Source organism: Streptomyces hesseae, from assembly GCF_031845785.1.
GTDB classification, from domain to species: domain Bacteria; phylum Actinomycetota; class Actinomycetes; order Streptomycetales; family Streptomycetaceae; genus Streptomyces; species Streptomyces hesseae.
Map to the genome: position 1 here is coordinate 114,396 of NZ_JAVRFI010000015.1, position 24,693 is coordinate 139,088.

The window sequence follows — 24,693 nt, forward strand, 5'->3', positions numbered from 1 at the left end:
GGGCGTTCAGAGGGTTCGGGCCGGGTTTCACATCGACAGGGAAAGGGCTGCCGTGTCAGGGCGACTTCAGGTGGAGACGGAACGGCTGGAGGAATTCTCCCGGCAGATGGGAAGAGGCGCGGAGGACGCCTCGGAAATGGCCTCCTACACCAAGGGATTCACCTCGCTCGACTTCATGGAACACGGACTGCTGGGGTTATGCGCGGGGCAGCACACCGAGGTACGGGACAACGTGCTGCGCACGCTCGACCGCTTGTCCGCCGTGCTCCGGGAGTCGGCACGGGAACTGGGCGCCGCGGCCTCGTACTATCAGCGCACCGATCTCGGGGTCGCCGCCGAGACGGACGCGGCCTACGGCCGGACGAGGCGCTGACCCGGACATGGACTTCGCCGACGTGACCGAGCCGACCCGGCACCTCAACCCGCCCCGGAAGCCCCCGGAGTTCGTCCACCCGCTGAAACCCGTCAACGACGTCGGGGACTTCCTCAGCCCGGGCGGCTGGTTCGTGAAACTGGCCGAGCTCGTGCTGAAGCGCGACCCGATGGACTACGCCAAGCACGCCCTCGCCGGAGACTGGGAGGCGTATGCCCGGTGTGCCGACGTCTGGCGGAACCTGGGACATTCCTGCGACGCCCTCGCCCGGAACCTCAAGTCCGGAACCGGGGCCGTCAGCGCGACCTGGCAGGGGAACGCGGCCGACGCCGCGCACGGCTACTTCGACGCCCTGCGCAAGAACCTGGAGGACGCGCGGGACTCCCTGTACGCGATCGACGACGAATACCGGGAGATCGCCCGATCGGTGGCGTACACGGGCGAGGCCGTCGCCGCGTGCCTCGGCGCGATGCTCGACGCGCTCATCACCCTCTCCATCGCCATCGCGGCCTCCGCCGCCTCCGGATGGACGGGATGGGGCGCCGCGATGGGATACGCGCTCGGCGCGGCCGAGGCGGAGACCGTCCTCAAGGAATGGACCGCGATGACCAATCTCCTCAACGCGGCGCAAGTGGCCATGAATGTCGGCTGCGCGGCGATCGGGCGCACGGGCGGCGAGATCGCGGCCTCCCTCGGTGCCTTTCCGTTGCCGCGTACGGGTTACGACCACCCGGCGGTCTGACGCCGGGAGAGAAGGAGCGGTGGCGGAATGCCGGAGCACCACGTCGGATTCGAGGAATTCGTTACTCCCGGCCGCGACCGGGCCCGGGCCCGCGTCGTCCACGAGGCGCTTCGGCACCTCGCCGACGGCAGCGGCGGTGAGGTCCTGCGGGAGATGGCCCAGGAGGTCCTCTCCGGCCGGATGCGCCTCCACGAGGCGGTTCGAGTGGGCGCGTACTCCGACGCGCTCACCGAGAGCGTGGAGACCGCCCAGGAGGCCTGGGAGCGCCTCTCACCGGAGCAGCGGGAGGAGCGGACGGCCGAGGCCCGCCGCTTCCTGGCGTCCCGTGCCGAGCCGCCGGCCGCACAGGGCTAGGAATTCCTTCCGGGGTGGTTTGAGGGCTTGACGGGCTCATACGGTGGGACGTCCCGGCCCGGCTGGTAGTGCGGCCCCTGCCGGATGTGCCGGATGATCACGACCAGGTCGACCACGGTCACGAGCATCACCACGCCGCACGCGATCGCCCACCCCGGTCGCCCCGCCAGCGCGAAGAGCGCCGTCCCGGCGGCCGTCCACACCAGCCCGAAGGACGCCAGCCCGCACCGCAGCCGCAGCGGGCTGCGCGCCGTCATGGGTTCGTTGCCCGTACGCATGGCGCACCATCTCCCGCTTCCAGCATCCCTCGGGAGCGGGGCTCAGAACAGCGGCTCCGGAAGGACCCCTTCCAGCGACAGCAGGACCCGCTTGGCCTCCAGGCCGGGGCCGAAGCCGCCCAGGCCGCCGTCGCTCCCGATGACGCGGTGGCAGGGCACCACGATGGGCAGCGGGTTGCTTCCCATGGCCGTGCCGACCGCGCGGGCCGCGCCGGGGTCGCCCAGGCGGGTGGCGAGGTCCTGATAGGCGACGACGGTGCCGTAGGGGACGTGGGCGAGGAGCTCGCGCAGGGTGCGGCGGTTGAAGCCGGAGGTGAGGGACCAGTCCAGGGGCACGGAGAAGACGCGGAGGCGGCCCGCGAAGTAGGCGCGGAGCTGGTCCGTGGCCTCGGCGAGGACGTCGTGGCAGGCGGAGGGCGCGGCCATGGGGGCGGCGCCCAGGTGCCGTTCCAGGTGGGACAGGGTCCGTCCGGTCGTGCCGGCGTCGGCGTGGAAGACGACGCTCAGCAGGCCGTCCGGGGTCGCGGCGAGGCCCAGGGGACCGACGGGCGAGTCGGTCGTCGACCACGCCCAGGCCCGGGGGCCGGGCGGCAGGGGGCGCTCGGAGTCCGTCACGCCCTCCAGCGTAGAGCGTGGCCGGGCGCCCCCGGCCGGGGCCCCGGGCCTCAGACGGCGTCGTCGAGGGGCTCGTCCTCGTCGGCGGGGTCGCCGGCCGGGTCCGGGCCGGGCCGGTCGTCGTTCAGGAGGGACGGGTCGTCCGCGTCGTCGTCCAGGGCGGCGGCGATGACGTGGGGGGCGTTGGTGATGATGCCGTCCACGCCCATCCGGGCGAGGCCCACCGCCTTGTCCTCGTCGTCGACGGTCCACGCGCAGACCTCGAGCCGCCGCCCGTGCGGGCCGTCGAGGGCGTGGGCGGCGGCGACCCAGTCGGCGGTGATCCGCGTGTGGTCCGGGTTGATCTGGTCGGCGAACTCGGCGTACGAGCGGAGGCCGGCGGCCTTCGGGGCGCCCAGGAAGCCCTTCTTGATGTCGGGGCGGAGCTTGTGCAGCGTCTTCAGGGACGGCGCGCTGAAGCTCTGGACGACCAGCCCCTCGTCGATGTGCTGCCGGTCCAGCCAGCCGGAGCGGCGCAGCTCGGCCACTACCTGCCGCTCGATCCCCGGGTAGAGCTCCGGGGCCTTCACCTCCAGCAGCAGCTTCTGGTGGTTGTGGTCGACCCGGCGCAGATAGCGGTCGAGCGTGGGGACCCGTTCGCCGGTGAAACGGCTGTCGTACCAGCTGCCGGCGTCCAGGTTCTCGATCTCGTCGAGCGTGAAGTCCGCGACCTTCCAGGGGGCGCGGCCGGGGTAGCGCCGCTTGGCGTCCGTGGTGCGCTCCAGGGTGGTGTCGTGCATGACGATCAGGGCGCCGTCCTTGGTGCGCTGGACGTCGTTCTCCACCCAGACGGTGCCCAGCCGGGCCGCTCTGTCGATCGAGGCCAGGGTGTTCTCCGGCGCCTCGACGGGCACCCCGCGGTGACCGATGACGACAGGTGTCGCCTCGGTAGCGGCGTGCGCGGGCGCCGCCGCGACTTCATGGGCGGGCACGGAGGCGAGCGTCGAGAGGGACAGACCGGCGAGCACACCGGTCACGGCGGGGGCGATGCGGATGCGCATGGGGGCTCCTCGCGGCGTCCGGGGCCGGGACGCCCGTCGCGCCGCCGGCCCTCGCGTACGGAACGTCGTACCTGGTGCACGGAAAGTGGTACAGCAAACGTGTACGCGATCGCGACCGCCGGGGCAGCCGGAGCCGGAGACCCTTTGCCGACATTTCGCCCGGCGTTCGCCTCGTGACCGGCGGAAGAACGGGGCGGAGGGCGGGAGACGAGGCCGTTGTCAGTGGTGGGCCGTACGGTGGTCTCATGCGGCCCGTATCCAAGATCGAACGCAAGGTGGCGCCCTTCGAGGTCGTCAGCCCCTTCCAGCCCAGCGGCGACCAGCCGACGGCCATCGCGGAGCTGGAGCGGCGCATTCGCGCGGGTGAGAAGGACGTCGTCCTCCTCGGCGCGACCGGCACCGGCAAGTCGGCCACCACCGCGTGGATGATCGAGAAGCTGCAGCGGCCCACCCTCGTCATGGCGCCCAACAAGACCCTCGCGGCCCAGCTCGCCAACGAGTTCCGCGAGCTGTTGCCCAACAACGCCGTCGAATACTTCGTGTCGTACTACGACTACTACCAGCCCGAGGCCTACGTCCCGCAGTCGGACACCTACATCGAGAAGGACTCCTCGATCAACGAGGAGGTGGAGCGGCTGCGCCACTCCGCCACCAACTCGCTGCTCACCCGGCGTGACGTAATCGTCGTGGCATCGGTCTCCTGCATCTACGGCCTGGGCACGCCGCAGGAGTACGTGGACCGCATGGTGCCGCTGAAGGTCGGCGAGGAGATCGACCGCGACACGCTGCTGCGCCGTTTTGTCGAGATCCAGTACACGCGCAACGACCTGGCCTTCACCCGGGGCACCTTCCGGGTGCGCGGCGACACCATCGAGATCTTCCCGGTCTACGAGGAACTGGCCGTCCGCATCGAGATGTTCGGCGACGAGATCGAGGCGCTCTCCACGCTCCACCCGCTCACCGGCGAGGTCATCTCCGACGACCAGGAGCTGTACGTCTTCCCCGCCAGCCACTACATCGCCGGCGCGGAGCGGATGGAGAAGGCCATCGCGGGCATCGAGCGCGAGCTGGAGGAGCGCCTCGCCAAGCTGGAGAAGCAGGGCAAGCTGCTGGAGGCCCAGCGGCTGCGCATGCGCACCACCTACGACATCGAGATGATGCGCCAGGTCGGCTCCTGCTCGGGCATCGAGAACTACTCGCTGCACATGGACGACCGCGAGCCCGGCTCCCCGCCCAACACCCTCATCGACTACTTCCCCGAGGACTTCCTCCTCGTCATCGACGAGTCGCACGTCACCGTCCCGCAGATCGGCGCGATGTACGAGGGCGACGCCTCCCGCAAGCGCACGCTCGTCGAGCACGGCTTCCGCCTGCCGTCCGCCATGGACAACCGCCCGCTGAAGTGGGAGGAGTTCACCGAGCGCATCGGCCAGACCGTCTACCTCTCCGCGACGCCCGGCCCCTACGAGCTCTCGCGCGGCGACGGCTTCGTCGAGCAGATCATCCGTCCCACCGGTCTCGTCGACCCCGAGGTCGTCATCAAGCCGACCGAGGGCCAGATCGACGACCTGGTCCACGAGATCCGCACCCGCACCGAGCGCGACGAGCGCGTCCTCGTGACCACCCTCACCAAGAAGATGGCCGAGGACCTCACCGACTACTTCCTGGAACTCGGCATCCAGGTGCGCTACCTCCACAGCGACGTCGACACGCTGCGCCGGGTCGAGCTGCTGCGCGAGCTGCGCGCCGGCGAGTTCGACGTCCTGGTCGGCATCAACCTGCTGCGCGAGGGCCTCGACCTGCCCGAGGTGTCGCTGGTGGCCATCCTCGACGCCGACAAGGAGGGCTTCCTGCGCTCCGGGACGTCCCTGATCCAGACCATCGGCCGCGCGGCGCGCAATGTCTCCGGACAGGTCCATATGTACGCGGACAAGATCACCCCCGCGATGGCGAAGGCCATCGACGAGACCAACCGCCGCCGCGAGAAGCAGATCGCCTACAACAAGGAGCGGGGCATCGACCCCCAGCCGCTCCGCAAGAAGATCGGCGACATCGTCGCCTCCCTCGCCCGCGAGGAGCTCGACACCGAGGAACTGCTGGGCACGGGCTACCGCAAGCCCGGCAAGGACCAGGCGAAGGCCCCCGTCCCGACGGCCCCGGCCGGCAAGGGGAAGGCCACCAAGGCCAAGGGCAAGGCCAAGGCCGCGGAAGCGGTGCTCACGGACCGTCCCGCCGCGGAACTGGCCCAGCTCATCGAGGACATGACCGACCGTATGCGCGCCGCCGCGGCGGAGCTCCAGTTCGAGGTCGCCGCACGGCTGCGTGACGAGGTGGGCGAGCTGAAGAAGGAACTGCGGCAGATGCGTGAGGCGGGGCAGGCCTGACGAGCGGCGCGGCAGCATATCCCAGCCTGTCCGACCTGGTACGGAGCATGTTGCAAGACCGCCACAAACCCTTCCCGGACGCGTACGCGACCGTCGCGTGTGCATAGGGTCGTAGGTGAAGACGGCCGCACGGAACACGTGCGGCCACGGGGGCACAGCCAACGAGAGAGGGACTGCGCGTGACGGTCAACTTGTCCAAGGGCCAGGGCATCAGCCTTCAGAAGGCCGACGGGGGCACCCTGACCGCGGTACGGATGGGGCTGGGCTGGCAGGCGGCCCCCCGCCGCGGGCTGTTCGGGACGCGGACGAAGGAGATCGACCTCGACGCCTCGGCGGTGCTCTTCGCCGACAAGCAGCCGGTCGACGTGGCCTTCTTCCAGCAGCTCGTCAGCAAGGACGGCTCGGTGCGCCACACCGGCGACAACCTGGTCGGCGGCGCGGGCCAGGGCGGTGACGACGAGTCGATCCTCGTCGACCTCCAGCGCGTCCCGGTGCACGTCAACCAGATCGTCTTCACGGTGAACTCGTTCACCGGCCAGACCTTCGCCGAGGTCCGCAACGCTTTCTGCCGCCTGGTCGACGAGACCACCGGCCAGGAGCTGGCCCGCTACACCCTGGACGGCGGCGGCCCGTACACCGCGCAGATCATGGCCAAGGTGCACCGCGTGGGCAACGGCTGGCAGATGACGGCCATCGGCACCCCGGCCAACGGCCGGACGTTCCAGGACCTGCTGGCGGAGATCCAGGCGATCGTGTAACCGCCCTTCGCGGACGAGGCGGCACGACACGACGAGCACGACATAGGGGGAAACGGCGATGACGGCCGAGCTGGTGCGGGGGCAGAACCACCCACTGCCCGGTAATCGACTGGAGATCCGGGTATCGGCGGGCCACCCGGTGGTGGCGGGCGCGACGCTCGGTGACGCGGACGGCAGGGTGACCGACGCCCAGTGGGTCGCGCACCCCGCCTCGCCGAGACTTCCCGGGCTGGAGGTGTCCGGGCAAGCTGCCGCGGAGCACCGGCTGGCGGTCGATCTGGACGCCGTCCCGGAGGCCGCACACCGGCTCACCGTGGTGCTCGCCCTCCCGTCCGCGGCGTCGGTCCCGGCGCGCTTCGGCGCCATCGCGGCTCCTTTCCTCGCCGTGACGGACACGGACGGCACCGAGATCGCCAGCTATACGGTCACCGGACTGGACGCCGAGTCGGCGGTCGTCGCCCTTGAGCTCTACCGCCGGCAGGGCGCCTGGAAGGTGCGCGCGGTCGGCCAGGGGTACACGGGAGGCCTGGCCGCGATGCTCCACGACCAGGGCCTGCCCGGGGCGGCCGAGCTGGCCGCCGGCATCGACGAGGCGGTCGCCCGGGGCATGGCCCGCGCGGTCGCGGCACCGCCTGTCCGCGTCGCCGAGCCTGCCCGCGTCGAGTCCGCTGAGGTCGAGTCGGCTCGCATCGAGTCCGCTCGCGTCGAGTCTGCCCATGTCGAACCTGCGCCCGGCGACGGCGCGCCCGCGGCGGCCGACGTGCCGGAGCGGGACGACGCGGCCGCGACCGGAGCCGGTGCCGCGCCCGGCCGGGCCGAGGGCGGGGCCACCGCCGTACCGGCCCTGGCCGTGCCCGAGTCCGCCGCCACGCAGGACCGGGCCGCGGTACGGGCCCAGGCGGACCCGGCCTCCGCCGGCCCCATCAGCTACCGGCACCCACGCCGTCAGAGCGGCCCGCAGGCCCCGACGGCGGGCCCGGAGCCGTCCGCGGCGCCGCGCGATCCGGCACCGGCACAGGCACCGGCGTCCCCGGCCACGGCCACGGGCCGGGACCCTGACCGGGCCCCGGCCGACGGGCCCGGAACGCCCGGGCCCGTCGCGGGCGACGCCACCGGCTGGTCCATGGACGAGCGGCTCTACAACCAGGTCTGGGGCATGTTCGAGGACCTGACCCGAACGGTCGCCGCCTACCGCAGCGCGGTCGACTTCGCGGAGTCCCGTCTGGAGCGGGAGCTGGACCGGGTCCTCTCCGACCCCGCCACCCGTGTCGGCCCGGCGGCGGACACGGCCCGCGAGGAGGCCCGCGCCCGCCACGCCGAGCTGGTCGACCAGGCGCGGTCCGTGCTCGACCGGGACCTCGCCCAGCTCGTCGCGGAGGCCGAGGTCGTCGAGCACGCCCTGCCGGCTGCCTACGCCCGCTGGGACAGCCCCGTCTGGCAGGGCTACCAGGTGCCACTGTCGGCCCCGATGGCGCTGCGGCTGGGCGATCTGCACCTGCCGGAGCGCCCCGGCCTGCGCATCCCCATGCTGGTGCGGTTGCCGCTGGAGCGCGGCCTGTGGATCGACGCCGGCCGGGCCGGCGGCCAGGACGCGGGCCTGCCGGACTCGGCCGAGCTGCGCAGGCTGGCCATGGACTGCGCGGTCGCGCACGCCGTGCGGCTGCTGGCCGTCCACCCCGTGGGGGACTACACGCTCCACGTCATCGACCCGGCCGGAGCCGCGGGCCCGGCCCTGGCGCCGCTGCTGGAGAGCGGGGCGCTGAAGGAGCCGCCGCCCACCGGGGCGCGCGGGGTGTCGGACGTGCTGGCGCGCCTGACGCGCCGGGTCGACCTGGTGCAGATGGCGGTGCGCAACCGCGCCCTGGACTCGCTGCCTCCGGACCTCGACACGGGCGAGCAACTGCTGATCGTCAACGACTTCCCGCACGGTTTCGACGACCGCGCCGTCACCCAGCTGCGCTATCTGGCGGACGAGGGGCCGTCCGTGGGCGTCCATCTGCTGATGGTGGCCGACCGGGACGACGCGCGGGCCTACGGGCCCGTCCTGGACCCGCTGTGGCGCTCGCTGCTGAGGATCACGCCGGTGCCGGACGATCACCTCGCCGACCCGTGGGTCGGGCACGCCTGGACGTACGAGCCGTCGCGGGTGCCCGCGGGGAGCGATGTCGTCGGGCAGGTGCTGCGGCAGGTCGGCCAGGCGCGGCGCGCCTATGGCATCTAACGCATCCAACCCACCCTGACCTGCTGTTTTGGGTTTCTCTTTACTTTTTCTTGGTTCTGCCTGTACTGTTCTGAGGACTGCCGTACGCCCGTACGACGTGCCGGAGGAACAGTGGACGTCTCCTTGACCCTGTGGGTGCTGACCGTCCTCGGTCTGTGCGCCCTCGTCGCCGCCGACTTCTTCATCGGAGGCCGTAAGCCTCATGAGGTCTCCCTCAAGGAGGCCGGGGTCTGGACGGCGGTCTGGATGGCCCTGGCCGGGCTCTTCGGGCTGGGGCTCCTCGTCTTCGGGGGCGGACAGCCCGCCGGTGAGTTCTTCGCGGGCTTCATCACCGAGAAGTCGCTGAGCGTCGACAACCTCTTCGTCTTCGTCCTGATCATGGCGAAGTTCTCGGTGCCGTCGATCTACCAGCAGCGCGTGCTCATGGTCGGCGTGCTCATCGCCCTGGTGCTGCGGGCCGTCTTCATCGGCGCCGGCGCCGCGATCATCGCCAACTTCTCCTGGATCTTCTATCTCTTCGGCGCCTTCCTGATCTGGACGGCCTGGAAGCTGATCCAGGAGGCGCGGGCCGACGAGGAGGAGGAAGAGTTCGAGGAGAACCGCTTCCTGAAGCTGGTCGAGCGCCGCTTCCCCTCCACCGACCGCTACCACGGCACCAAGCTGTTCATCGTGGAGAACGGCAAGCGGCTGATGACCCCGATGCTGATCGTCATGCTGGCGATTGGTACGACGGACGTGCTCTTCGCCCTCGACTCCATACCGGCGATCTTCGGCCTCACCCAGGACCCGTACATCGTCTTCACCGCCAACGCCTTCGCGCTCATGGGTCTGCGGCAGCTGTACTTCCTGATAGGCGGGCTGCTGAGGAAGCTGGTCCACCTCTCCTACGGCCTGTCGGTCATCCTCGGCTTCATCGGCGTCAAGCTGGTGCTGCACGCCCTGCACGAGAGCGGTGTCGCGGTCCCCGAGATCAGCATCCCGGTCTCGCTCGGCGTCATCTGCGCCGTGCTGATCGTCACCACGATCACCAGCCTGCGCGCCTCGGCCGGGCAGGCGCGGGCCGAGGCGCTGGCGGCCCGCTCCCCGGAGGAGGAGCGGGAGCAGGAGCACGAGCAGGACGGTCGGAACGTCCGCGTCTGACGGACTCAGGCGGGGGCGGGGTCGGTGGCCGCCCGGGAGGCGATCGCGGCGGGGTGGGTCTCGGGCAGCAGCAGGAAGCAGCCCAGGCTCAGCAGGGCGATGCCGGTGAGATAGGCGGCGACACCCCAGGGCGGCCCGCCCGACCCGGCCGTCGCCGTCGCCACCAGCGGGGTGACGGCTCCGCCGAGCACTCCGGCGAGGTTGTAGCCGACGGAGGCGCCGGTGCAGCGCACCCTGGCCTCGTAGAGCTCGGGCACATACGCGCCGACCACCCCGAAGGCGGTGATGAAGGCCAGCATCGCGACGACGAAGCCCAGCAGTATCAGCAGGGGGCGCCCGGTGCGCAGCAGGCCCATGAGGGGGAACATCCACAGGGCCACGGCGGTGCAGCCGGTCAGGCACAGGGTGCGGCGGCCGAAGCGGTCGCCGAGGAGGGCGACGACGGGGGTGGCCGCGCCGGAGACGGCGACCGCCACCATGACGCAGCCGAGCATGAGCGTGCGGTCGATGCCGAGGTACTCGGTGCCGTAGGCCAGGGACCAGGTGGTGACCGTGTAGAAGACGGAATAGCCGATGGAGAGCCCGCCGGCGGTGAGCAGGACGAGCCGCCAGTGACCGCGGACGACCTCGGTGAAGGGAAGCGTCGCGCGGTTCTCGTTCTCGGCGAGCGCCTGGAAGGCCGGGGTCTCGGCCAGCTGGGTGCGCAGCAGCAGGCCGGCCGCGGCCAGGACGCCCGCCGCCCAGAACGGCACGCGCCAGCCCCAGGACAGGAACAGGTCGTCGGGGAGGGTCGCCGAAAGGGTCAGGGTGATTCCGTTGGCCAGCAGGAATCCCACGGACGGGCCGGTCTGGGGGAAGCTCGACCACAGCACCCGGCGATGGGCGGGGGCGTGTTCGGTGGTGAGCAGTACGGCGCCGCCCCATTCGCCGCCGACTCCCAGGCCCTGGAGGAAGCGCAGTACGAGCAGCAGCAGCGGGGCGGCGACGCCGATCCGGTGGTAGGTGGGGACGAAGCCGACGGCGACGGTGGCGATGCCCGTCAGCAGCAGCGAGAAGACGAGTACGGGCCGGCGGCCCAGCCGGTCGCCGATGTGCCCGAAGAGCACCGAGCCCAGCGGGCGGGCGATGAAGCCGATGCCGAAGGTGCCGAACGCGGCGAGGGTGCCGACGAGGGGGGAGACGGTGGGGAAGAACAGCGGGCCCAGGACGAGGGCGGCCGCGGTGCCGTAGGCGAAGAAGTCGTAGAACTCGATGGTGGTTCCGACCATGGACGCCGCCGCGAGGCGGAGCATGGCCGGAGGTCGGTCACGATTCATGTACTGCCCAACTTCCCCCTGGGGCGGGGGAAACGGGGCGTGCGGGGGCGTTGCCGGGGGCGCGCCGGAAGAGCGCCGTCCGCCCGGTGTGCGGACGGCGCGCTACCGTCGGTGGCGGGCCGGGCCGCCGGGCCTCACCAGCCGCGCTCGCGCCACTCCGCGAGGTGCGGGCGCTCGGCGCCGAGGGTGGTGTCGTTGCCGTGGCCCGGGTAGACCCAGGTCTCGTCCGCGAGTTCGCCGAAGATCTTGGTCTCGACGTCGTGGATGAGGCTGGCGAAGGCCTTGGGGTCGTCGTGGGTGTTGCCCACGCCGCCCGGGAAGAGGCAGTCGCCGGTGAACACATGGGCGTGGCCGTGCGGGTCGTCGTAGACCAGCGCGATGCTGCCCGGGGTGTGGCCGACCAGGTGGCGGGCCGTCAGCTCCACCCGTCCGACGCGGATGACGTCGCCGTCGTCGACGAGCACGTCCGTCGGCACCGGGATGCCCTCGGCGTCCTCGCGGCCGGCGTAGGTGCGGGCGCCGGTGGCGTCCACGACCTCGCGCAGCGCGCCCCAGTGGTCGCCGTGCTGATGGGTGGTCACCACCGAGGCGATGCCACCGTCGCCGATCAGGGTGAGCAGGGTGTGCGGCTCGGCCGCGGCGTCGATCAGCAACTGCTCGTCCGTCGCGCGGCAGCGCAGCAGATAAGCGTTGTTGTTCATCGGGCCGACCGCGACCTTGGAGATCATCAGATCGGCCAACTCGTGTACGTCAGCAGGTCCGCCGACCTCTACCGCTCCGCTGTACATCATGGTCGACAGCCTATAGGGGAGGCAGAACGGGCAGCGGAGCGCCACCTGTTTCGAGTTCCGCGCCGTCCCTGCGACCCGCCAGCCAGCCCAGCAGCGCCGGGGCCGTGCCGGTCACGGCGAGGGGCTCGCCCTCCGCGCGGCCGGAGGTCCAGGTGTCGCCGTCGGTCGAGGCCAGCCGGAGGGCCGGGATGTCGGGGTGGCCGGAGAAGCGCTTCGCCAGGAAGTCGATCTCGCGGGCGGTGAAGCCGGCGGGCAGGTCCTCCAGGTCGTAGCCGATGCCGAGGTCGACGTGGTGGAGCTCGACCTCGATCAGCCGGCGGAAGGGGACGTTGGCGGCGGTGTCGGTCACGCCGTTGCGGAGGGTGACGGTGCGGTTCCAGTCGGCGGGGGCGGTCGTCGCGTCCAGGAAGTGGGCGGCCGCCGTGCGCAGGTCGTCGAGCTGGGTGGGCAGCGGGCGGGGCGCGCCGGTCTCGATATCGGCGTCGCGGGCCTCTGCGCTCGCGTACATGGGACGGCCCTCCAGCACGTTCACCAGGGCGTCCGCGTTGCGCGCGAGGTGGGCCAGGACGTGGCCCCGGGTCCAGCCGGGCAGCCGTGACGCCTGGGCCGCGGCCGCGTTGTCCAGGGTGCCGGCGGCGGTGAGCAGCCGGTCGGTCGCCTCACGTACAGCGTTCAAGTCGTGCACATGATCAGTCATGGCGCCGACGATAGCCCCGCCACTCCTTCGGGTGAAGGAGGTTGATCCGGCCCGTAAATCGAATGTGCGTGCTATAGGCTCGTGGGTGGCATCGCTGACGACTTTCGTTCGGCCCCTTGGTTGTCAGACCGTCCCCGTACTCTGGATCGGGGGCGAGGCCCAGCCTCCTTCAGCTCTCCAGAGCCGACTCTCAAGAAAGGTGCCGACTGGCGTGGCAGACCGTCTCATCGTCCGTGGCGCTCGCGAGCACAACCTCAAGAACGTCTCGCTCGACCTCCCGCGCGACTCCCTGATCGTCTTCACCGGACTCTCGGGGTCGGGTAAGTCCTCCCTCGCGTTCGACACGATCTTCGCCGAGGGCCAGCGCCGCTACGTGGAGTCGCTCTCCTCCTACGCCCGGCAGTTCCTCGGGCAGATGGACAAGCCCGATGTGGATTTCATCGAGGGCCTGTCCCCGGCGGTCTCCATCGATCAGAAGTCGACCTCGCGCAACCCGCGCTCGACGGTCGGCACCATCACCGAGGTCTACGACTACCTCCGGCTGCTCTTCGCCCGGATCGGCAAGCCCCACTGCCCCGAGTGCGCGCGTCCCATCTCCCGCCAGTCGCCCCAGGCGATCGTGGACCGGGTGCTGGAGCTGCCCGAGGGCAGCCGCTTCCAGGTGCTCTCGCCGCTGGTGCGCGAGCGCAAGGGCGAGTTCGTCGATCTCTTCTCCGACCTCCAGACCAAGGGCTACAGCAGGGCCCGGGTCGACGGCCAGACGATCCAGCTGACCGACCCGCCCAAGCTGAAGAAGCAGGAGAAGCACACCATCGAGGTGGTCGTCGACCGCCTCACCGTCAAGGACAGCGCCAAGCGCCGGCTGACCGACTCCGTCGAGACGGCACTGGGTCTCTCCGGCGGCATGGTCGTCCTCGACTTCGTCGACCTCGCCGAGGACGACCCCGAGCGTGAGCGGATGTTCTCCGAGCACCTCTACTGCCCGTACGACGATCTGTCCTTCGAGGAGATGGAGCCGCGCTCCTTCTCCTTCAACTCGCCCTTCGGCGCCTGCCCCGACTGCACCGGCATCGGTACGCGCATGGAGGTCGACCCCGAGCTGATCGTCCCCGACGAGGACAAGTCCCTCGACGAGGGCGCCATCAACCCCTGGTCGCACGGCCACACCAAGGAGTACTTCGGCCGTCTGGTTGGCGCGCTCGCCGACGCGCTCGGCTTCCGCACCGACATCCCCTGGGCCGGGCTGCCCCAGCGGGCCAGGAAGGCCCTGCTCCACGGCCACAAGACCCAGATCGAGGTGCGCTACCGCAACCGCTACGGACGTGAGCGCGCCTACACCACCGCTTTCGAGGGCGCGGTGCCGTTCGTCAAGCGGCGCCACTCGGAGGCGGAGAGCGACACCAGCCGTGAGCGCTTCGAGGGTTATATGCGCGAGGTGCCCTGCCCCACCTGTGAGGGCACGCGGCTCAAGCCCATCGTCCTCGCGGTCACCGTGCAGGGCCGGTCCATCGCGGAGGTCTCCGCGATGTCGATCAGCGAGTGCGCGGACTTCCTGCGCGACATGAAGCTCACCGGCCGTGAGAAGAAGATCGCCGAGCGGGTGCTCAAGGAGGTCAACGAGCGACTGAAGTTCCTCGTCGACGTCGGCCTGGACTACCTCTCGCTCAACCGCGCCGCCGGCACGCTCTCCGGCGGCGAGGCCCAGCGCATCCGGCTGGCCACCCAGATCGGCTCCGGCCTCGTCGGTGTGCTCTACGTCCTGGACGAGCCCTCCATCGGCCTCCACCAGCGCGACAACCACCGCCTGATCGAGACCCTCGTCCGCCTCCGCGACATGGGCAACACCCTGATCGTCGTCGAGCACGACGAGGACACGATCAAGGTCGCCGACTGGGTCGTCGACATCGGCCCCGGCGCCGGCGAGCACGGCGGCAAGGTCGTGCACAGCGGACCCCTCAAGGAGCTGCTGGCCACCGAGACGTCCATGACCGGTCAGTACCTGTCCGGCAAGAGGTCCATCGCCATCCCGGACCTCCGCCGCCCCGTGGACCCCGCACGCAGGCTCACCGTGCGCGGTGCCCGGGAGAACAACCTGCGCGACATCGACGTGTCGTTCCCCCTGGGCGTGCTCACGGCCGTCACCGGTGTCTCCGGCTCCGGCAAGTCCACGCTGGTCAACGACATCCTCTACACCCACCTGGCACGCGAGCTGAACGCCGCCCGGGCCGTCCCGGGCCGGCACACGCGCGTGGAGGGCGACGATCTCGTCGACAAGGTCGTCCACGTCGACCAGTCGCCCATCGGCCGTACGCCGCGCTCGAACCCCGCCACGTACACCGGCGTCTTCGACCACGTCCGCAAGCTCTTCGCGGAGACGATGGAGGCCAAGGTCCGCGGTTACCTGCCCGGGCGCTTCTCCTTCAACGTCAAGGGCGGTCGCTGCGAGAACTGCGCGGGCGACGGCACCATCAAGATCGAGATGAACTTCCTGCCGGACGTGTACGTGCCGTGCGAGGTCTGTCACGGCGCGCGCTACAACCGGGAGACCCTGGAGGTCCACTACAAGGGCAAGTCCATCGCCGAGGTGCTGGACATGCCGATCGAGGAGGCCCTCGAGTTCTTCGAGGCCGTGCCGACGATCGCGCGCCACCTGCGCACGCTCCACGAGGTGGGCCTGGGCTACGTCCGCCTGGGGCAGTCGGCGCCGACCCTCTCCGGCGGCGAGGCCCAGCGGGTCAAGCTCGCCAGCGAGCTCCAGAAGCGGTCGACCGGGCGGACGGTGTACGTCCTGGACGAGCCGACGACCGGTCTGCACTTCGAGGACATCAGCAAGCTGATCAGCGTGCTGTCCGGGCTGGTCGACAAGGGCAACACGGTCATCGTCATCGAGCACAACCTCGACGTGATCAAGACTGCCGACTGGGTCGTCGACATGGGCCCCGAGGGCGGCTCCGGCGGCGGCCTCGTCGTCGCGGAGGGCACGCCCGAGGAGGTGGCGGCCGTGCCGACCAGCCACACGGGCAAGTTCCTGCGCGACATGCTGGGCGATCGCGTCAGCGACGCGGCGGTGCCGGTGGCGCGCAAGGCGGCGAAGACCGCGAAGCGGGCGCCGGCGAAGAAGGCCGTCTCCGCGGCGAAGAAGACGGTGGCGGCGGCCGGTACGGCGAAGAAGACGGTCTCGGCGAAGACCGGTACTGGCGCTGCCGCGAAGAAGACCGTCGCGAAGAAGACGGCGGCGCGGGGCGCTGCCACCCGCAAGGGCTGAGGCGGTTCGGCACCGCCGGGCTCCGCCCCGGACCCCGGGGCGGAGCCCATCGCCCTGCCTGGGGGCGGGGGGCTCGCCGGTATTGTCGCTACGTCGCCACCCCCGCACCACCGCTGGAGCTCCCCATGACATCCCCCTCGGCTTCCTCCGCTTCCTCGGCGTCTCGCCGTACCGTGCTGCGCGGAGCCGCTCTGGCGGGTGTCGCCGGGGTCTGCACCGCCGCCTGCACCGGTGGTACGGGCGCCAAGGGGCCCGCCACCCCCACCGCGCCCGTGGACCTGGGGGCGGCCGGGGAGATCCCCGTCGGCGGCGCGCGTCTCTACCGTGAGCAGAAGCTCGTCGTCTCGCGGTCCGCCGAGGGGGAGTACAAGGCGTTCAGCGCCGTGTGCACCCACGCGGGCTGCGTCGTCACCAAGGTCGAGAACGGGAAGATCAGCTGCCCCTGCCACGGCAGCACGTTCGACGCCGCCACCGGCAAGGTCCTCCAGGGCCCGGCGGGCGCGCCCCTGCCCGCCGTTCCCGTCAAGGCCGACGGCGGCAAGCTGATCGCCGGCCCCTCCGCCTGAGTCACGGCGCCCCGGCGGCTACGACCAGTCCCAGGCGATCCCCACGATCCCCGGCCGGATCCCCTGCTCCACCAGGTGCACCTCCTGGTGCCGTCCCGCCAGCGTCAGCTCCTGCTGACCGCTGCGCGGCGCCCCCGCCGCGCTCTGGCTGAAGCGGCGGCACCGCACCGGCAGCGCGGCCTCGTCGAAGCGGACCCGCAGCACGTACTGCCCGCCCGCGAAGCTGAACCCCCGGACGTACTCGCCGCTCGGGCCGCCCGTGCCGTCGTCGAAGCCGTAGCCGAAGACATGGGTCTCCCCGGCGCGCAGCCGCGCGTCGAAGAGCAGCTCGGTGACGAGGACGCCCGCCGCCGCGTGCCACCGGACCCGGCCCACCCGGCAGTTCTCGCCGGCCCGTACGGTCATCCGGCCCGGGTCGCAGCCCTCGTCGCCGTGGTGGATGGCCACATAGCGGTCCACGCCGTCCCGGTGCGCCCGCACCACGTGGTGCGAGTCGCGGGCGCGCATCTCGCGCCCCGCGCCGATGGACACCCGCTCCAGATGGCAGACGGTGTGGAGGCCGCCGTCCTCCGGGGACTCCAGCTCCGCCAGCAGCCGCTCCAGGGCCCGGGACTCCTCCACCAGCGAGCGGTACGAACGCGCGGCCGGCCGGTCCGGGGTCGTGCCCAGTGGCGCCGGGTCGGTGAGTAACCGGGTCAGGGCCTGGGCCGGCAGGTCCAGCACGTCCTCCAGCATCCGTACGGCCCGCAGGGACTCGGGCCGTCTGGGTCTGCGGACGCCCTGCTGCCAGTAACTCAGGCTCGTCACCCCTACCTTCACCCCGCGCTGTGCCAGCCGGTGCTGCACCCGGTGCAGTGCCAGCCCGCGCACCGACAGCGCCGTGCGCAGCGCCAGGTGGAAGGGGCCCGATCGCAGTGCCCGGGCCAGTTCGGCCTCGGCAACGCCTGTGCTGGTGCGCGCCATTCCGCTCGCTCCTCTGTCCGTGCTCTCCCGCTGTGGAGCCCCCGTGCGGTTCCCGTGAAGCCCCTGTGCGCCTGTGAATATTCACGATCGACAGGTGTATTGGCCATGTCTCGGCGTGCCGCTTTCCTCTTGGACGGCCACGAGCCGTTCACATTCGGCGGGATTCGTTCACACTCGGGCTCCTGGCCGTATTGAAGCCGGTTGACCAGCCCCCGACAACATCCGATGCTCCTCACACGCGTCCGGACGCGCTCCTCCATCACCACCCCCCACCCACGGGAGGAACGCGAAATGTCCCGTGCTTCGGCATCGGCAACAACCACAGAAAAAGCCCGCATACGCGGCAGACGGCTGTCCCTGACGGCCCTTGTCGCCGCCGCCCTGTTCGCCGTCCCCACCACGGCGAGCGCGGCGACCGGCGAACAGCCCGCGCTGCGAGCGACGAACAGACTGAACATCGGCATGCAGGCGCAGCAGAAAACGAACTGGTGCTGGGCCGCCTCCGGCAACACCATCGCCACCTGGTTCGGCCGCAATTACAGCCAGAACCAGTTCTGCAACGCCGCCTTCAACCGTTCCCAGGGCAGTACCTGCCCCAACAACCAGGCCACGCTCGGCAATGTGCAGACCGCCCTCGACTGGGCCGGCATCAACGAGGGCCGGTACGTCAACGGCTGGCTGCGCTACTCGACCGTCAAGTCCGAGATCGACGCGGGCCGCCCGGTCGAGACCCGCATCCAGTGGCAGTCCGGCGGCGGCCATATGCACGTCCTCTACGGGTACGACGATGCGAACAGCATGGTCTACTGGGGCGACCCCTGGCCCTCCAGCAACCGCTACAACTGGGCGTCGCACAACTGGTACGTGAACAACAACCAGTTCTCCTGGACCCATTCGCTCTACGGGATCGGGGCGTGAGGGCCATGACCGACCGGTACATACCGAGGAACGCCGCCCGCGCTGCCGCAGCCGGCGCCCTGACCGCCGCGCTGCTGGGCCTCGCACCCCTCGCCCACGCCGCCCCGCCCCCGGCCGTCCCCGCGCCGCCGCCGGCAGCCGGGGTCGCCGAGGCCCACGACGCGGCCGCCTCACCCGGCACCCTGTCCACGCTCTCCCGCTTCTTCGCCCGGGACGGCGCGCTCGCGAAGACCGACGCGCGCCCCAGGATCGACGGCGCGACGGTCCCCGTCTACACGCTCGACCGGGACTTCGTGGCGGGCAAGGAGGGCGCCCCGATCGCCCGGCTGGACTTCCTCGCCAGCACCGCCGTCTCGGCCGACGGGCAGAAGGCGTCGGTGTGGACCGCGCGCACCGGGAACACCTGGAGCGTCGTCAACATCGCCACCGGCGACGACGAGACGCGCTACGCGGCCGCCGGCGCCCGAAAGCTCAGCGGCGGCACGGTCTTCCGTGAGCCGCAGATCAACGCCTGGTACGTCCAGCGCGGCGACCGCGTCCTGCCCCTCGACGAGGACGCCGTGCGGGCGGTCGGCGAGAAGGGCACCACGGTCGACGCCTACCGGGACCGGGTGCGCAAGGCCTACGGCGCCAGGCTGCCGGGCTCGGCCTACGACAAGAAGGGCGTGGCCGGCGGCTACGACGCGAAAGGCGCCGTGAACGGCGACGGGACGTCCGTCGCACCGGGGACCGATGCGGACCGGTCGGTGACCGCGGCACCGGAAGGTGACGGTGGCTCCCCGATCGCGGCCCCCGCCGCGATGGCCGGCGGGGCGGCGGCCCTGGCCCTCGGGCTGGGGGCCGTGGCGGTGCGCAGGCGCAGGCTGCGGCACCGCTGACGGCACCCCCACGGGGGCCGTCCCCCGCTCCCGCTCCGGCCCCGGCGGCCACCACCGCCGGGGCCGGAGTCGTGTCCGTTCACGGGCCGGGGAAGAGGCCCGGGAAAGGGCCGGGGAAGGGGGCCGGGACGGGCCGGAACGGGGGCGGCCGCCCCCGTCGGCGGACCGGCGGCCGGACGGTGGAGTTGTCAGTGCCCGCAAGTAGGGTGTGTGACATGGCCGACCCCAGCAGCTACCGACCCAAGCCGGGACAGATCCCCGACTCGCCGGGGGTGTACAAGTTCCGCGACGAGCACGGTCGGGTGATCTACGTCGGGAAGGCGAAGAGCCTCCGCCAGCGGCTCTCGTCGTACTTCCAGGACCTCGCCGGTCTCCACCCGCGCACCCGCACCATGGTCACCACGGCCGCCTCCGTGGAGTGGACCGTGGTCTCCACCGAGGTCGAGGCGCTCCAGCTGGAGTACTCCTGGATCAAGGAGTACGACCCCCGCTTCAATGTGAAGTACCGGGACGACAAGAGCTACCCCTCCCTCGCGGTCACGCTCAACGAGGAGTTCCCCCGCGTCCAGGTCATGCGCGGCCCCAAGAAGAAGGGCGTGCGCTACTTCGGCCCGTACGCCCACGCCTGGGCCATCCGGGAGACCGTCGACCTGATGCTGCGGGTCTTCCCCGTGCGGACGTGCTCCGCCGGGGTGTTCAAGCGCTCCCACCAGATCGGCCGCCCCTGCCTCCTCGGCTACATCGGCAAGTGCTCCGCCCCCTGCGTCGGCCGCGTCACCCCCGAGGAGCACCGCGAACTCGCCGAGGAATTCTGCGACTTCATGGCCGGACGTACCGGAGCGTACATCCGCCGTTTGGAACAGCGGATGCATGATGCGGCCGAGGAGATGGAGTACGAGAAGGCGGCCCGGCTGCGGGACGACATAGAGGCGCTCCGCCGTGCCATGGAGAAGAACGCCGTCGTCCTGGCCGACGCCACCGACGCCGATCTGATCGCGGTCGCCGAGGACGAGCTCGAAGCGGCCGTGCAGATCTTCCATGTGCGCGGCGGCCGGGTGCGCGGACAGCGCGGCTGGGTCACCGACAAGGTCGAGGCGGTCGACACGGCGGGCCTCGTCGAGCACGCCCTCCAGCAGCTCTACGGCGAGGAGAGCGGCGACGCCGTCCCCAAGGAGGTGCTCGTCCCCGCCCTGCCGGAGCCGGCCGGGCCCGTCGCCCAGTGGCTGGCCGAGCGGCGCGGCTCCCGGGTGGACCTGCGCATCCCGCAGCGCGGCGACAAGAGGGACCTGATGACGACCGTCCAGCGCAACGCCCAGCAGGCGCTCGTGCTGCACAAGACCAAGCGCGCCTCCGACCTCACCACCCGCTCCCGGGCCCTGGAGGAGATCGCCGAGGCCCTCGGCCTGGACTCGGCGCCGCTGCGTATCGAGTGCTTCGACATCTCCCACCTCCAGGGACAGGACGTCGTGGCGTCCATGGTCGTCTTCGAGGACGGCCTGGCCCGCAAGAGCGAGTACCGCCGCTTCCAGATCAAGAGCTTCGCCGGGCAGGACGACGTCCGGTCGATGCACGAGGTCGTGGGCCGCCGCTTCCGCCGCTACCTCCAGGAGAAGCTCAAGACGGGGGAGTGGGCCGAGGAGGCCCCGGGCGACGAGCCCGACGGCGAGGTCCCCGCGGAGAACGGCGACCGGCCCAAGCGCTTCGCCTACCCGCCCCAGCTCGTCGTGGTCGACGGCGGGCAGCCGCAGGTGGCCGCCGCCCAGCGGGCCCTGGACGAGCTCGGGGTCACCGACGTGGCCGTGTGCGGCCTCGCCAAGCGACTGGAGGAGGTCTGGCTGCCCGGCGAGGACGACCCGGTCGTCCTGCCCCGCACCAGCGAGGGCCTCTACCTCCTTCAGCGCGTCCGGGACGAGGCCCACCGCTTCGCGATCGCCTACCAGCGCGGCAAGCGCTCCAGAAGCATGAAGGCCGGACCGCTCGACGCGGTCCCCGGCCTGGGCGAGACCCGCAAACAGGCGCTGCTCAAGCACTTCGGCTCGGTCAAGCGGCTGCGCGCCGCGACCGTCGAGGAGATCTGCGCGACGCCCGGCATCGGCCGCAAGACGGCCGAGACCGTCGCCGCGGCACTGGCCGCGGCGGCCCCGCCCGCCCCGGCCGTCAACACGGCCACTGGCGAGATCATGGACGACGCGGAGGAATGATGGACCCGACCGCACAGGACGGCTGCGGCGGACCGCGCCCGGACCGGCGCGGTCCGTCGTCCGGGCCGCACGCCCGGGGAGGCCTCACTATGGAAGGGAAGACGACGCCGGTGGCGCCGTCGGCAGAACGGGGGAAGACAGCATGAACGCGACCGAGCGGGACGGAGCACAGGTGAGTACGGGCACGACGGCGGAGGCGACCGGTGAAGCGGCGGGTATCCCCGAGCTGGTGATCATTTCCGGCATGTCGGGGGCGGGCCGCAGTACCGCCGCCAAGTGTCTGGAGGACCTCGGCTGGTTCGTCGTGGACAACCTGCCACCCGCCCTGATCCCCACCATGGTGGACCTCGGCGCCCGCTCCCAGGGCAATGTGGCCCGGATCGCCGTCGTCGTGGACGTCCGCGGCCGGCGCTTCTTCGACAACCTCCGCGAGTCGCTCGCCGACCTGGAGGCCAAGAAGGTCAAGCGCCGGGTGATCTTCCTGGAGGCGTCCGACGACGCCCTGGTGCGCCGCTTCGAGTCCGTGCGCCGCCCCCACCCCCTCCAGGGCTCGGGCCGCATCGTCGACGGCATCGCCGCCGAGCGCGACCTGCTGCGCGAGCTGCGCGGCGACGCCGACCTCGTCATCGACACCTCCAGCCTCAACGTCCACGAGCTGCGCGCCAAGCTGGACGCCCAGTTCGCCGGCGAGGAGGAGCCGGAGCTGCGGGCCACCGTCATGTCCTTCGGCTACAAGTACGGCCTGCCCGTCGACGCCGACCTCGTCGTCGACTGCCGCTTCCTGCCCAACCCCCACTGGGTGCCCGAGCTGCGCCCCTTCACCGGCCTCAACGAGGAGGTGTCCGGCTATGTCTTCAACCAGCCGGGCGCCAAGGAGTTCCTCGACCGCTACACCGAGCTCCTCCAGCTGATCGCCGCCGGCTACCGCCGCGAGGGCAAGCGCTATGTGACGATCGCGGTCGGCTGCACCGGCGGCAAGCACCGCTCCGTCGCCATGTCCGAGAAGCTCGCCCACCGTCTCGTCTCGGAAGGCGTCGAGACCGTCGTCGTTCACCGGGACATGGGGCGCGAGTGACCGGCCGGACCTTCCGGATGCGTCGCGTCCGCAAGCTGGTGCCCGGCCGCTCGAGCGGCCGGGCCCAGGGCCGTGCGTACCGGGGCGCCCAGCCCAAGGTCGTCGCCCTCGGCGGCGGCCACGGCCTGTCGGCCTCCCTCGCCGCGCTGCGCCGGATCACCGGCGACCTGACCGCCGTCGTCACCGTCGCCGACGACGGCGGCTCCAGCGGCCGGCTCCGCGACGAGCTGGGCGTGCTGCCCCCCGGCGACCTCCGCAAGGCCCTCGCGGCGCTGTGCGGCGACGACGAATGGGGGCAGACCTGGGCCCGGGTGGTCAAGCACCGCTTCGAGAGCCAGGGCGAGCTGCACGGCCACGCCGTGGGCAATCTGCTGATCGTCGCCCTCTGGGAGCAGCTGGGCGACCATGTCCAGGCGCTGGACCTGGTCGGCAAGCTGCTGGGCGCGCACGGCCGGGTGCTGCCGATGTCGGCGGTCCCGCTGGAGCTCCAGGCGCTGGTCAAGGGCCACGATCCGGCCGCCCCCGACGAGATCACCACCGTGTGCGGCCAGGCCACCGTGGCGCTCACCCCGGGCGAGGTGCAGTCCGTGCACGTCGTCCCGGAGGACCCGCCGGCGGTGCCCGAGGCCGTGGCGGCCGTGCTGGACGCGGACTGGGTGGTGCTCGGCCCGGGCTCCTGGTTCTCCTCGGTCATCCCGCATCTGCTGGTGCCCGAGCTGCTGGAGGCGCTCCAGGAGACCAAGGCCCGCCGGGTGCTCTCGCTGAACCTCGCCCCGCAACCCGGGGAAACCGATGGCTTCTCCCCGCAGCGTCATTTGGAGGTTTTGGCCCGACACGCCCCTAAACTCGCCCTGGACGTGGTGCTGGCCGACGAGGCCGCCGTGCCCGACCGGGAAAGCCTCATCGATGCCGCGAAGCGGCTCGGGGCCACGGTCGAGCTGGCGCCGGTCGCCTCGCCCGACGGCTCCCCGACACACGACCCGGAGCTGTTGGCCGCCGCGTACGACCGTATTTTTCGGATGCATGGAAGGATCGGCCCATGGCGATGACGGCAGCGGTGAAGGACGAAATCTCCCGGCTCCCCGTCACCCGGACCTGCTGCCGGAAAGCGGAGGTCTCGGCGATCCTGCGGTTCGCGGGCGGGCTGCACCTGGTCAGCGGACGCATCGTGATCGAGGCGGAGCTGGACACCGGGATCGCGGCCAGGCGGCTGCGCAAGGACATCCTGGAGATCTTCGGGCACGCCTCCGACCTGGTGGTCATGGCCCCGGGCGGGCTCCGCAGGGGCAGCCGGTACGTGGTGCGGGTGGTGGCGGGCGGTGATCAGCTGGCGCGCCAGACCGGCCTGGTCGACGGCCGCGGCCGGCCGATCCGCGGGCTGCCCCCGCAGGTCGTCTCCGGGGCCACCTGCGACGCCGAGGCCGCCTGGCGGGGCGCCTTCCTGGCCCATGGCTCCCTCACCGAGCCCGGCCGGTCCTCCTCCCTGGAGGTGACCTGCCCCGGCCCGGAGGCGGCGCTGGCGCTGGTCGGGGCGGCCCGCCGGCTCCAGATCGCGGCCAAGGCCCGCGAGGTGCGCGGCGTGGATCGCGTCGTCGTCCGCGACGGCGACGCGATCGGCGCGCTGCTGACCAGGCTCGGCGCCCATGAGTCCGTGCTGGCCTGGGAGGAGCGGCGGATGCGCCGCGAGGTGCGGGCCACCGCCAACAGGCTGGCCAATTTCGACGACGCCAATCTGCGCCGCTCGGCGCGGGCGGCCGTCGCCGCGGGCGCCCGGGTGCAGCGGGCGCTGGAGATCCTCGGCGAGGAGGTCCCCGAGCACCTCGCGGCCGCCGGCCGGCTGCGGATGGAGCACAAGCAGGCCTCCCTGGAGGAGCTCGGCGCGCTCGCCGACCCGCCGCTGACCAAGGACGCCGTCGCCGGCCGGATCCGTCGTCTGCTGGCCATGGCCGACAAGCGCGCCCAGGACCTGGGCATCCCCGGCACCGAGTCGAACCTCTCGGATCTGTCGGACCTGTCCGAGGAGATGGCCGAGGGCATGGTCGGCTGACCGGCTCCACGCTGTCACCTCGACGCCGCCCCGCTCACCCGCAAGGGTGGCGGGGCGGTGTGCTGTCCAGG

The 24,693-nt window shown here is 71.6% G+C and carries 22 protein-coding genes; 15 read left to right on the forward strand and 7 right to left on the reverse strand.

Features of this window, described 5'->3' with window-relative positions:
* The first annotated feature begins 52 nt into the window (after positions 1-52).
* From RM609_RS22295 to RM609_RS22305, 3 genes are read left to right on the forward strand one after another with little or no spacing between them, the layout of a single operon-like run.
* On the forward strand, positions 53-373 hold the full coding sequence (locus tag RM609_RS22295) for a type VII secretion target (protein ID WP_311613276.1): 321 nt from the start codon (positions 53-55) through the stop codon (positions 371-373).
* Between the two features lie 7 nt (positions 374-380).
* Positions 381-1,115: a WXG100 family type VII secretion target gene (locus RM609_RS22300; protein ID WP_311613277.1), complete on the forward strand. Its 735-nt coding sequence runs from the start codon at positions 381-383 to the stop codon at positions 1,113-1,115.
* Positions 1,116-1,142: 27 nt separating this feature from the next.
* Entirely contained in the window at positions 1,143-1,469 is a 327-nt protein-coding gene (locus RM609_RS22305; RefSeq protein WP_311613278.1) for a hypothetical protein, read from the forward strand.
* Here the strand turns inward: RM609_RS22305 and RM609_RS22310 are convergent.
* The 3 genes from RM609_RS22310 to RM609_RS22320 are packed head-to-tail and all read right to left on the reverse strand — an operon-like array spanning position 1,466 to position 3,402.
* A complete protein-coding gene (locus tag RM609_RS22310; protein WP_311613279.1) occupies positions 1,466-1,747 on the reverse strand; it encodes a DUF6343 family protein in 282 nt (93 codons plus the stop codon). The genes RM609_RS22305 and RM609_RS22310 overlap by 4 nt on opposite strands.
* Before the next feature lie 42 nt (positions 1,748-1,789).
* Complete coding sequence (locus RM609_RS22315; RefSeq protein ID WP_438828502.1) at positions 1,790-2,362, reverse strand: methylated-DNA--[protein]-cysteine S-methyltransferase; 573 nt, start codon at positions 2,360-2,362, stop codon at positions 1,790-1,792.
* Between the two features lie 50 nt (positions 2,363-2,412).
* On the reverse strand, positions 2,413-3,402 hold the full coding sequence (locus tag RM609_RS22320; protein ID WP_311613280.1) for a glycerophosphodiester phosphodiesterase: 990 nt from the start codon (positions 3,400-3,402) through the stop codon (positions 2,413-2,415).
* A 245-nt stretch (positions 3,403-3,647) separates the two neighbouring features.
* Between RM609_RS22320 and uvrB the strand changes: the two genes are divergently transcribed.
* The 4 genes from uvrB (at position 3,648) to RM609_RS22340 (ending at position 9,905) form a co-directional block, all read left to right on the forward strand.
* A complete protein-coding gene (gene uvrB / locus RM609_RS22325) occupies positions 3,648-5,786 on the forward strand; it encodes an excinuclease ABC subunit UvrB (RefSeq protein WP_311613281.1) in 2,139 nt (712 codons plus the stop codon).
* A gap of 179 nt (positions 5,787-5,965) precedes the next feature.
* Positions 5,966-6,544, forward strand: a complete 579-nt coding sequence (locus RM609_RS22330) for a TerD family protein (protein WP_311613282.1) — start codon at positions 5,966-5,968, stop codon at positions 6,542-6,544.
* Between the two features lie 58 nt (positions 6,545-6,602).
* On the forward strand, positions 6,603-8,765 hold the full coding sequence (locus RM609_RS22335; RefSeq protein WP_311613283.1) for a TerD family protein: 2,163 nt from the start codon (positions 6,603-6,605) through the stop codon (positions 8,763-8,765).
* Between the two features lie 111 nt (positions 8,766-8,876).
* Positions 8,877-9,905 (forward strand): TerC family protein, encoded by a 1,029-nt coding sequence (locus RM609_RS22340; RefSeq protein ID WP_311613284.1) that lies wholly within the window; start codon positions 8,877-8,879, stop codon positions 9,903-9,905.
* Positions 9,906-9,910: 5 nt separating this feature from the next.
* Here the strand turns inward: RM609_RS22340 and RM609_RS22345 are convergent, their stop codons facing one another.
* The 3 genes from RM609_RS22345 to RM609_RS22355 form a co-directional block, all read right to left on the reverse strand.
* Positions 9,911-11,197, reverse strand: coding sequence for an MFS transporter (locus RM609_RS22345; protein ID WP_311613330.1), 1,287 nt, complete (start codon positions 11,195-11,197; stop codon positions 9,911-9,913).
* A 158-nt stretch (positions 11,198-11,355) separates the two neighbouring features.
* On the reverse strand, positions 11,356-12,012 hold the full coding sequence (locus RM609_RS22350; protein WP_311613285.1) for an MBL fold metallo-hydrolase: 657 nt from the start codon (positions 12,010-12,012) through the stop codon (positions 11,356-11,358).
* A 10-nt stretch (positions 12,013-12,022) separates the two neighbouring features.
* Positions 12,023-12,709, reverse strand: a complete 687-nt coding sequence (locus RM609_RS22355; RefSeq protein WP_311613286.1) for a maleylpyruvate isomerase family mycothiol-dependent enzyme — start codon at positions 12,707-12,709, stop codon at positions 12,023-12,025.
* A gap of 211 nt (positions 12,710-12,920) precedes the next feature.
* On the opposite strand from RM609_RS22355, the gene uvrA reads away from it, so the two are divergent.
* A complete protein-coding gene (gene uvrA, locus RM609_RS22360; RefSeq protein WP_311613287.1) occupies positions 12,921-15,974 on the forward strand; it encodes an excinuclease ABC subunit UvrA in 3,054 nt (1,017 codons plus the stop codon).
* Between the two features lie 125 nt (positions 15,975-16,099).
* A complete protein-coding gene (locus RM609_RS22365) occupies positions 16,100-16,540 on the forward strand; it encodes a Rieske (2Fe-2S) protein (RefSeq protein WP_311613288.1) in 441 nt (146 codons plus the stop codon).
* A gap of 18 nt (positions 16,541-16,558) precedes the next feature.
* On the opposite strand, the gene RM609_RS22370 is transcribed toward RM609_RS22365, so the two are convergent.
* The gene (locus RM609_RS22370) at positions 16,559-17,503 is read right to left on the reverse strand and encodes a hypothetical protein (RefSeq protein WP_311613289.1); all 945 of its coding nucleotides are present in this window, start codon (positions 17,501-17,503) and stop codon (positions 16,559-16,561) included.
* 291 nt (positions 17,504-17,794) lie between these two features.
* On the opposite strand from RM609_RS22370, the gene RM609_RS22375 reads away from it, so the two are divergent.
* The 6 genes from RM609_RS22375 to whiA all read left to right on the forward strand — a co-directional run bounded on the left by RM609_RS22375 (position 17,795) and on the right by whiA (position 24,622).
* Positions 17,795-18,421, forward strand: coding sequence for a papain-like cysteine protease family protein (locus RM609_RS22375; protein ID WP_311613290.1), 627 nt, complete (start codon positions 17,795-17,797; stop codon positions 18,419-18,421).
* Positions 18,422-18,426: 5 nt separating this feature from the next.
* Positions 18,427-19,299 carry a hypothetical protein gene (locus tag RM609_RS22380; RefSeq protein WP_311613291.1) on the forward strand — a complete coding sequence of 291 codons (873 nt, stop codon included), beginning with the start codon at positions 18,427-18,429 and terminating at the stop codon, positions 19,297-19,299.
* Positions 19,300-19,514: 215 nt separating this feature from the next.
* Positions 19,515-21,500, forward strand: a complete 1,986-nt coding sequence (uvrC, locus tag RM609_RS22385; RefSeq protein WP_311613292.1) for an excinuclease ABC subunit UvrC — start codon at positions 19,515-19,517, stop codon at positions 21,498-21,500.
* Between the two features lie 142 nt (positions 21,501-21,642).
* The gene (gene rapZ / locus RM609_RS22390) at positions 21,643-22,575 is read left to right on the forward strand and encodes an RNase adapter RapZ (protein ID WP_311613293.1); all 933 of its coding nucleotides are present in this window, start codon (positions 21,643-21,645) and stop codon (positions 22,573-22,575) included.
* A complete protein-coding gene (locus tag RM609_RS22395) occupies positions 22,572-23,624 on the forward strand; it encodes a gluconeogenesis factor YvcK family protein (RefSeq protein ID WP_311613294.1) in 1,053 nt (350 codons plus the stop codon). The genes rapZ and RM609_RS22395 overlap by 4 nt, the downstream gene beginning before the upstream one ends.
* Entirely contained in the window at positions 23,615-24,622 is a 1,008-nt protein-coding gene (whiA, locus tag RM609_RS22400; protein WP_071964484.1) for a DNA-binding protein WhiA, read from the forward strand. The genes RM609_RS22395 and whiA overlap by 10 nt, the downstream gene beginning before the upstream one ends.
* Positions 24,623-24,693 lie beyond the last annotated feature (71 nt).